We start from the raw sequence: 9245 nt of genomic DNA, 5'->3' as shown, positions 1-9245 counted from the left end.
CGATGGTACTTGGACCGCAGGGTCCCGGGAGAGTAGGACGTCGCCAAGCGATTAAAGACCACTGTTGAGACATCTCGACGGTGGTCTTTTTTATCTATACCTAATATAGGTATGTTAAAAAGCCGAATGCTTGCGCCTAATTTAGGTTAACAGCAATCGGCTTTTTTTCTTATATGCTTACGCTTTGTACAGGCATATGTCCATTTCGTTGACTTTAACGAGTCCACTTGAGTCGACAGCGCGCATCGTCAATAGGCAATACCAGCGTGGAGACAGCAGCCATAAGTGCCAGAACACATTCAACAAAGTGAGCTCCAATGGAAGCCATGGGCATAAAATAAGAATGACTAAAAACGTAATGGATGTCGTATGCAGCATAATTTTTGTGAGATATCTTAGGCTGATGAATTGCTGTGGGAGTGGCAAGTAACCAATCCATGGCATACGCCACCGCCAAGCCCATCTCCCTTTATATGTGTACCGATCTACGATGAAGATGGATCGGCCTATTACATAATGGAGCCATGCAATGAGTACACAAGAAGCAGCGACATAGCCGATACCGAGGAGGCTATGTTGGTACAGTGCGACTGCGATACACAGTGCAGCTAACGTGGAAAAGGCAATGATGAAAGGCTTCGCTAGACGAACTCTCTTCAGCAGCTGATAATGATAAAATGTTCGCTCCATTTGTTCATTGCGTATGGTTGACATTGAGCGAACCCTCCTTTTCAAGTTGAACAATAATTTATATATCGGTATTTATTCTATGAAAATGTAGAAGGGATAGAAATTGAAGAAGAATGTAATGAAGATCAAAAATGTTGAAAAAGGGTTCAAACCGTACAAACACCAATACCATCAATCCATCATACATATATAAAAACATTTGAAACCGGCTATGAAACTGGTATATATCCATAGAGTTACGGGCATACTTATCATATAACCGCTAAAGGTGGGATTGACATGGAACGTCAGGATACACACTGCATTGTGTGCGGTGAAGCGACGAATGACGGCATAATGGTCGTCAATCAGTTTATTTGTACAGCATGTGAGCAAGAAATGGTTAAGACTGATGTGCAGGATCTGAAATATTCATTCTTCATTCATAAGCTAAAGCGATTATGGCTGCACACGAATGTGTAAGATAGCTCCCCTTGATTTGCTTACTCGTTAGGGCCCGATTCAGTGGGCTCTTTTTGCTTTTTATTGAACAACAGATGAAGAAGCGCACAATTTACGTTACAATAAATGAAGCAATAATAAAGGGGCAACCTTGATGAATATACGTAAGGGGACTTCTCACTTGGCGCTTGATGTACAAGAGCAACTGCGGGCGCCACTTGTGGAAGCTTTACTTCAATATAATAGAAACCGGCACGCATCTTTCCATGTACCAGGTCATAAGGATGGACATTGGTATGAGCAAGCGGGGCTTTCCTTATCTGAGCAGGGAGAATGGAGTATGCTGCTTCAGAGGATGTCACAGCTGTTATCGATTGATGTGACGGAAGTAGAAGGTACAGATGATTTGCATCATCCGACAGGAGCGATTGCAGAGGCACAGCAGCTAGCTGCGAAGTTGTTCGGTTCTGAAGAGACGCACTTTCTTGTAGGGGGCAGTACGGTTGGCAATATTGCACTCCTTATGAGCTGTTGTATTCAGCCGAACGATATTGTGCTCGTACAGCGCAACGTTCATAAGTCTGTATTACACGGGCTTATGATGGCAGGTGCAAGAGCTGTATTCCTTACACCACAGATGGATATGACAAGCGGTCTTGCTACTGCACCGACCAGTGAAGCGGTAGAGAAGGCACTTCAGGCATACCCAGAAGCGAAGGCTGTATTCGTGACGAATCCAAATTATTATGGAATGGGGATTGATCTCCGTCAACTTGCGGCTATTACTCATCGTTATAATATCCCACTGCTGGTGGATGAGGCACACGGAGCTCATTATGGGCTCCATCCCGCATTTCCAGAATCCGCTCTGCAGGCAGGTGCGGACGGTGTTGTACAGTCAACGCATAAAATGCTTGGCGGCATGACGATGAGTGCGATGCTTCACGTTCAAGGAGCTATGCTTAATCGAGCAAGGCTGAAGAAACTGCTTACGATGTTGCAAAGTTCTAGCCCTTCCTATCCTTTAATGGCATCGCTTGATATCAGCCGCTATTATATAGCGCGAAACGGGCAAGAGGCGTTTGAGGAGGGTCTGAAGGCGGTGCAGCTCGTACGAGCTGCACTGGCTAACCTGGACGCATTTGAGGGTATAGAGATACAAAGCACTCATTCACAGTCCGCCTATTGCAGTCTTGATCCATTCAAGGTGACGATTCGATGCAGGGAGGGACTGTGCAGCGGTTATAAGCTGTTAGATCAGCTTGCTCTGCACGGGTGTACTGCCGAGATGGCCGATTTGCGGCATACGGTGCTTGTATTCAGTCTAGGCAGTACATTAGAGGATGCGAAGCGATTAATTAGGGCTTTGCAAGCGGTTGCTGTGACGTTGGACAATAACACTCCATATACTAAGATACAGGCGGGTACCTATATGGAGATTACTGATGCGTCTGCACATCCGATTGTGATGGCTGACGGGCATCGATTGTTCTCTGAGCCTGTATCCTTCTCGATATATGAACAAGAGCATGTACGAACGAAGCAAGTACTTGTGCAGGAGGCAATTGGGCACAAGGCAGCAGAGTCGGTGATTCCTTATCCGCCGGGCATTCCATTACTTTATCCGGGTGAGATTATTACAGAGGATGCAGCACAACAGCTGATCATGCTTGCATATGCCGGAGCTAAGTGCCATGACGCAGAAGATGAATCCTTGCGAACGATTCGTATTGTGGATACTGAAGAAGAGAAGGGAATTGAGGAATAGATATGAGTAAGCAGCAACGAGCAGAACGTCCCGGGTGGTTCATTACACTGGAAGGTGGAGAAGGAGCAGGCAAGTCATCCGCGATTGAACTGCTGACGGATAAGCTGCGGCAGCAAGGAGTGAACGTCGTAGTCACTCGGGAGCCGGGAGGAGTTCGCATTGCCGAGAAGATTCGCAGCATTATCCTCGATCCTGAGCATACAGAGATGGATGCTCGAACAGAAGCATTGCTTTATGCAGCTGCCCGCAGACAGCATCTTGTGGAAGTTGTTATTCCAGCCTTAGAGCAGGGAGCAATCGTCTTATGTGACCGATTTGTTGACAGCTCGCTTGCCTACCAAGGCTACGCACGAGGACTCGGGATGGAAGATGTATGGGAAATCAATCGATTCGCGATTCACGATACAATGCCGGATATTACGTTCTGGTTAGATATTGATCCACAGGCTGGATTGGATCGGATTGCGGCTAATCAGGCTCGTGAAGTGAACCGACTCGATAAAGAGAAGCTTGCATTCCACGAAGCAGTGCGCGAAGGGTACGGACGAATTGCTAAGCAGCAGCCGGAACGGATTGTGAAATTGGATGCTACACAGTCGCTAACGCAAATAAGTGGGCAAATGTTCGACATTTTATGTGAGCGAACGCAGGATTTTGCAGGTCGGATGTATAAATAAGTAACATCATTCCAAATAGGGATGCCAAGAACTTTATTTTAAGGAGGATGACCAGGCATGAAGATGGTTGTGGCCATTGTACAAGACAAAGACAGCAATCGGCTTTCCGGTGCATTAGTAAAGGCGAATTTTAGAGCGACCAAGCTGGCGAGTACGGGTGGATTTTTGCGTGCAGGCAATACGACGTTCATGATAGGTGTGGAGGATGATCAAGTGAGCACCGTCCTGAATGTCATCCGCAGCAACTGTAAGGTGAGAGATCAGCTTGTCACCCCAGTGACCCCGCTCAGTGGTACTTCGGATTCTTATATGCCGCTGCCTGTTGAAGTACAGGTAGGGGGAGCGACCGTGTTTGTGCTCCCAGTAGAGCGGTTCGAGCATTTTTAACATTTCGTCCGTAATATTACGATATAATAGAAGTAATCCGCAGATGGATGGATTTCAATCGAATCATACTATGAAGCGAACGATTGCAGGTGATATGGAGTGAAAATTAACCCTGGATTTCGCCCCTTCGGCACGGATGTGCGTATGGGTGAATCTGTAACCAAGCCTGTCCAGCACAAGTCTTTTGCGGACATGATGAACAATCGTCATGATCAAGCGAGCAATGATGAGCTGCAGCAGAGGCTGCAAGATATTTATCAGCAAGGGGAACGACTGTCGAAGTCCATGACGATTCGTGAGCTTCGCATGTACCGAATGATGGTGAAGCGTTTTTTGGAGGATACAGTACGGCGGAACCTGAAAATTCGGGAAACGCGTGGATGGGATCGACGCGGCAGAAGCAAACGATATCAGATTGTCGATGAGATTGACAGTGCTCTCATTGAATTAGCGGATCATCTGCTGGAGACGGAGCAAGGTAAAATTGATCTGCTTCATAAAGTAGGGGAAATTCGCGGGATGCTGATTAACCTGTGCTTCTAGTCAAGCTAGGGGAATTTCCCCATATCCCATGACTAGAGCAGAGCTTCTTGCTCCGTATCGCATTCTGGTTATATATATGGAAGGAATACGCATAACATGTCGTTTGAACAAATTCTCGGACAGGATCGAGCTAAGAAAATATTGCAAAATGGTCTGCGCACAGACAAGGTATCCCATGCCTACTTATTCAGTGGACCGAAGGGCACGGGCCGGATGGCTGCTGCGCTAACCTTCACCAAGGCGTTATTCTGTGAACGCATGACAGATGATGCTTGTGGGGAATGTCTTTCTTGTCGGAAAATTGAGCACGGCAACCATCCTGATGTGCATATTATTCTACCAGAGGGACAGTCGATTAAGATCGATCAAATTCGCGAGCTGCAGCGCGAATTTTCCTACCGAACCCAAGCTACAGGCCGGAAAGTGTACATTATGGAGCAGGCGGAGAAGATGACCGTGCAAGCGGCCAACAGCCTGCTTAAATTTTTGGAGGAGCCAACAAGTCCTGCAGTGGCTATTCTGATTACAGAGAATGGACAAGCGATGCTGCCAACCATTCAATCCCGTTCACAGATGGTGCCATTTACACCGCAGGATCCGAACCTTATCTGTCAAACGTTAGTAGCAGAGGGTAGTCCTGCTATATTAGCTCGTGCAGCTGTCTATCTTGTAAACGGCCTAGAAGCTGGACTTGAGCTATGTGGACAGAATTGGTTTGCAGAAGTGAGAAACGTAATGTTACAATTAGGAAAGGAGTGCGAAGCAAGACTTCCTTCCGCACTTCTAACCGCACAGCAGAAGTTGTTTAAGACCGAGCTTGCTGAACATACGGACATGTTGTTCCGTTTGTTCCATCTCTGGTTTCGAGATATGTTGAATTACCAATACAACCGGCAGGAGAGTCTCGTCTTTATCGATCAGCTTGATACAATCAGCAAGCTGGCCTGGACGAAGTCGGCTGAAGGATGGATTCGGTGCATGGATGCGGCGACGGAGGCGCAGAAGCGGGTGCGCGCCAATGTAAGCCCGCAACTTGCTTGCGAGCAGTTTCTGGTTGGAATCCAAGGAGGTACTTGATTGTATAATGTAGTCGGCGTCCGTTTTAAGAGAGCGGGCAAAATATACTATTTCGACCCGGTCGAATGGCCGGTCCAGAGGGACCAGCATGTGATCGTCGAAACGGCGCGCGGCATTGAGTACGGCAAAGTCGTGATTGGTCCGAAGACCGTCGGTGAGAACGATGTGGTGCTTCCCTTGAAGAAAGTCATTCGCATCGCTAATGAAGCGGACGCTACATTGGTGGATGCGAATCGGCAAGCTGCGAAGGATGCGTTCGCAACCTGTATGGACAAGATTAAGGCGCATCAATTAAAGATGAAACTTGTAGATGTTGAATATACGTTTGATCGGAACAAAATCATCTTTTACTTTACGGCAGAAGGACGCGTGGACTTCCGCGAGCTGGTGAAAGACTTGGCCAGCGTATTCCGGACACGGATTGAGCTCCGGCAGATTGGTGTACGGGACGAGGCGAAGATGCTTGGCGGCATTGGGCCTTGCGGGCGCGTGTTATGCTGTTCCTCATGGTTAGGTGATTTTGAACCGGTATCTATTAAAATGGCAAAAGACCAGAACTTATCGCTGAATCCTACGAAAATATCCGGTTTGTGCGGTCGCTTGATGTGCTGCCTGAAATACGAGCATGACAATTATGAAAGCGTGAAAGAAGAGCTTCCTACAGTCGGCAAGTGGGTTGTTACCTCGATAGGAGAGGGCAAGGTCGTCGGTATTAATGCCGGTGAACGTAAAGTGCACGTCCAATTAGCGGATATCGGCAAGGTGAAAGATTTTGCTTTCGACGACGTTGTCGTAAAATAAATAGCGGACATTTTCACGCTCTGGGGTGGGAACTTGGAGAAGAAAGACATTTTTGCGCAGATTCATGAATTGGAAACGCATATGGGAGACCTTCATCAAGAGCTTGGTGCGCTGAAACTCGTCGTCAAAGAGCTGCTGGAAGAGAATCAACGCTTGTGGATGGAGAATCAGCAGCTGCGCAAAGTACTGCACCACGAGCATCACGAGCACTTGGAAGTTGAACCTGAGGTGAAGGGAGACTCGGCACCCGCAGTAAATCCTGATCCAAATGGAGATTCCAAAGAGAACGTGGTTGGCGAAGGGTATGATAATTTGGCGCGGCTGTATCATGAAGGGTTTCACATTTGCAACGTGTATTATGGACATTTGCGGACGGAAGGTGACTGTTTGTTCTGTCTGTCCTTCCTCAATAAATAACCGCGGCCGTAGGTCAGTGGGAACCGATAAGAGGGTTCCCCACCTACGGCTTTTCATCATATTAGGGGCAATTTACAGCATAGCTGATGAGGAAGTCCCTTATGAAACGTTAAAGATATAGGTGTAAGTAGTACTTAAATGAAGATGATAAAGGCAGGGGCGTTATGGAGAATAGAAACGATGTGATCGGGCTGTATCCATCTGAGAGGCTCGACGATTTGCTCACTCATCAATTACGAATCATACAGAGCTCAGAGGTGTTCAGCTTCTCCATGGATGCTGTCCTGCTGGCTCGATTCGCTTCCGTGCCAACGCGTGGCCGGATTATGGATCTGTGTACAGGCAATGGGGTAATCCCACTGCTGCTGTCCACACGGACTAATGCGCAAATCGATGGATTGGAAATACAGCCAAGACTTGCGGATATGGCCAGCCGCAGCGTTCGGCTAAATGGCTTGGAAGAGCGAATACGCATTATCGAAGGGGATTTGAAGGCATTTACACCAGATGCAGAGCGTCCCTTTTACGAAATGATTACAGTAAATCCTCCCTATATGCCGTTGACGGCGGGTGATGTGAAAGAGAACGAGCATTATGCGCTAGCTCGCAGTGAGGTCGCCTGCACATTGGAGGATGTGATTCGCACGAGTGCTAAGCTGCTACGAACGGGCGGGAAGCTTGCCATGGTTCACCGTCCTACCCGATTAACGGATATCATAGCGCTTATGCGGACATATCGATTGGAGCCGAAGCGCATTCGCTTCGTTCATCCACGCGAGGAAGTGGAGGCCAATATGGTACTGATTGAGGCCGCGCGAGACGGCAAGCCGGATGTACGGCTATTGCCGCCGCTTATCGTATATAATGATGGAAATGAATATCGTGAGGAATTAATGGATATCTATTATGGGAAAGCCTCGCAGCTGAAGGATGGGTAATATGCAATTGACGGAACAATATAGCTACCAGCAACAAAACAAGGAAAATGTAGGGGCATTATATCTTGTAGGGACGCCGATTGGAAATCTGGAAGATATGACATTCCGGGCTGTACGCATACTGCGGGAAGCTGATATTATTGCGGCGGAAGATACACGTGAGACAAGGAAGCTGTTGAGTCATTTCGAAATTACAGGGAAGACGCTGTACAGCTATCATGAGCATAACAAGCAGGCAAGCGGACCTGAACTTGTGCGTATCATGGAAGAAGGCAAGCGTATCGCCCTTGTGAGCGACGCCGGGTTACCCGCGATATCAGATCCGGGTGCAGATCTTGTTCAACTGGCTGTAGAAGCGGGCATTCCTGTTATTCCGATTCCTGGACCAAATGCGGCTTTATCTGCCTTAATTGCGTCTGGCCTGCCAACGAATCGTTTCACATTCGTAGGTTTCCTTCCGCGGGAGAAGAAGCATGCAGATGCTGTGCTTGCCTCACTCCGAATGGAAGCGGGAACGCTGTTATTCTATGAGTCACCACATCGTATTGCGAAGACGCTCGATCGGCTTGCTTCCGCATACGGAGACAGCCGCCGGATTACGATTGCCCGCGAACTGACGAAGCGTTACGAACACTTCATCCGGGGTACGGTTGGTGAATGCATTGACTTTGTAAGCGAGAATCCTCCATTAGGAGAATGTTGTATCGTCGTCGAGGGCGCTGATGAGAATGGAACTTCTCAAGATGCGGGACAAGCATGGTGGCAGGAACTGACGGAAGAAGAGCATGTTGCGCATTATGAACGTGAACAGGGAGTATCACGCAAGGATGCAATGAAACTGGCAGCCAAGGATCGTGGTGTATCCAAACGGGATATCTATCAGGCATTGTTATAGAACAAGAATGGATACAATGGATCATAAGCGAAACATGCAGAATATAGAGGGAAAACCCTTGCTGTAAAACAAAAAAAAGACCTCCATGGTTGGGTTCAAAACCATGGAGGCATCAAGGAAGATATAAAAAGGTTAGAATTAACATATGTGATTAGAGCTATTATAACCTATTTTTTTTATTTTGTCACAGGTTGTGGTATTTCTGATATACATTCGTGACAAACAATTTTTCCTTTAAAGTATGTAACGTTCTCTGCATTGCCGCAGAAGATGCATGCTGGCTCATATTTCTTAAGCATGATGCGCTCTCCGTCAACGTAAATTTCTAGCGCATCCTTTTCACCGATACCAAGGGTGCGGCGAAGCTCGATCGGAATGACGACACGACCTAGTTCATCTACTTTACGGACGATACCAGTGGACTTCATCATAGTTCAACGCTCTCCTCTTTGCTTTAGCATGAAATGTCATATTTCGACAAAATTCTTTTTGGCTGATTCTTATCGTACCAACCATTCCCAAATTAGTCAACCTAAAAAATGTATACTTGGCGTGCTAATTTATGGATTTTAGGTTTTTTTTAGCTTATATTAAGCTGTTTTTAACGACGT

General features: G+C 47.1%; 12 protein-coding genes. 10 read left to right on the top strand and 2 right to left on the bottom strand.

Going from position 1 to position 9245, the window contains the following annotated elements:
• Window positions 1–177 precede the first annotated feature (177 nt).
• Window positions 178–714 carry a hypothetical protein gene (locus PBN151_RS29435; RefSeq protein WP_072732139.1) on the bottom strand — a complete coding sequence of 179 codons (537 nt, stop codon included), beginning with the start codon at window positions 712–714 and terminating at the stop codon, window positions 178–180.
• A 255-nt stretch (window positions 715–969) separates the two neighbouring features.
• On the opposite strand from PBN151_RS29435, the gene PBN151_RS29430 reads away from it, so the two are divergent.
• From PBN151_RS29430 to rsmI, 10 genes are all read left to right on the top strand, one after another.
• The gene (locus PBN151_RS29430) at window positions 970–1152 is read left to right on the top strand and encodes a sigma factor G inhibitor Gin (RefSeq protein ID WP_021260716.1); all 183 of its coding nucleotides are present in this window, start codon (window positions 970–972) and stop codon (window positions 1150–1152) included.
• 133 nt (window positions 1153–1285) lie between these two features.
• Entirely contained in the window at window positions 1286–2899 is a 1614-nt protein-coding gene (locus tag PBN151_RS29425) for an aminotransferase class I/II-fold pyridoxal phosphate-dependent enzyme (RefSeq protein WP_072732138.1), read from the top strand.
• Between the two features lie 2 nt (window positions 2900–2901).
• Window positions 2902–3576, top strand: a complete 675-nt coding sequence (gene tmk, locus PBN151_RS29420; RefSeq protein ID WP_072732137.1) for a dTMP kinase — start codon at window positions 2902–2904, stop codon at window positions 3574–3576.
• 57 nt (window positions 3577–3633) lie between these two features.
• Window positions 3634–3963 carry a cyclic-di-AMP receptor gene (locus tag PBN151_RS29415; protein ID WP_021255894.1) on the top strand — a complete coding sequence of 110 codons (330 nt, stop codon included), beginning with the start codon at window positions 3634–3636 and terminating at the stop codon, window positions 3961–3963.
• 99 nt (window positions 3964–4062) lie between these two features.
• Window positions 4063–4506 (top strand): YaaR family protein, encoded by a 444-nt coding sequence (locus PBN151_RS29410; RefSeq protein ID WP_021255895.1) that lies wholly within the window; start codon window positions 4063–4065, stop codon window positions 4504–4506.
• Between the two features lie 96 nt (window positions 4507–4602).
• On the top strand, window positions 4603–5583 hold the full coding sequence (gene holB / locus PBN151_RS29405) for a DNA polymerase III subunit delta' (RefSeq protein WP_072732136.1): 981 nt from the start codon (window positions 4603–4605) through the stop codon (window positions 5581–5583).
• Window positions 5584–6384: a PSP1 domain-containing protein gene (locus PBN151_RS29400; RefSeq protein WP_021255897.1), complete on the top strand. Its 801-nt coding sequence runs from the start codon at window positions 5584–5586 to the stop codon at window positions 6382–6384.
• 33 nt (window positions 6385–6417) lie between these two features.
• Complete coding sequence (gene yabA, locus PBN151_RS29395) at window positions 6418–6801, top strand: DNA replication initiation control protein YabA (protein WP_021255898.1); 384 nt, start codon at window positions 6418–6420, stop codon at window positions 6799–6801.
• A 164-nt stretch (window positions 6802–6965) separates the two neighbouring features.
• The gene (locus PBN151_RS29390; protein WP_072732135.1) at window positions 6966–7739 is read left to right on the top strand and encodes a tRNA1(Val) (adenine(37)-N6)-methyltransferase; all 774 of its coding nucleotides are present in this window, start codon (window positions 6966–6968) and stop codon (window positions 7737–7739) included.
• A gap of 1 nt (window position 7740) precedes the next feature.
• Entirely contained in the window at window positions 7741–8634 is an 894-nt protein-coding gene (rsmI, locus tag PBN151_RS29385; RefSeq protein WP_072732134.1) for a 16S rRNA (cytidine(1402)-2'-O)-methyltransferase, read from the top strand.
• Between the two features lie 176 nt (window positions 8635–8810).
• Here rsmI and PBN151_RS29380 read toward each other — a convergent pair whose 3' ends face one another.
• A complete protein-coding gene (locus tag PBN151_RS29380; protein ID WP_005545514.1) occupies window positions 8811–9065 on the bottom strand; it encodes an AbrB/MazE/SpoVT family DNA-binding domain-containing protein in 255 nt (84 codons plus the stop codon).
• Between the last annotated feature and the right edge of the window lie 180 nt (window positions 9066–9245).

The sequence above is a fragment of the Paenibacillus sp. NAIST15-1 genome, assembly GCF_001894745.1.
GTDB classification, from domain to species: Bacteria; Bacillota; Bacilli; order Paenibacillales; family Paenibacillaceae; genus Paenibacillus_B; species Paenibacillus_B suaedae.
Note: the sequence above shows the minus strand (reverse complement) of the source record. Positions and strands in the feature narration are given on the sequence as shown.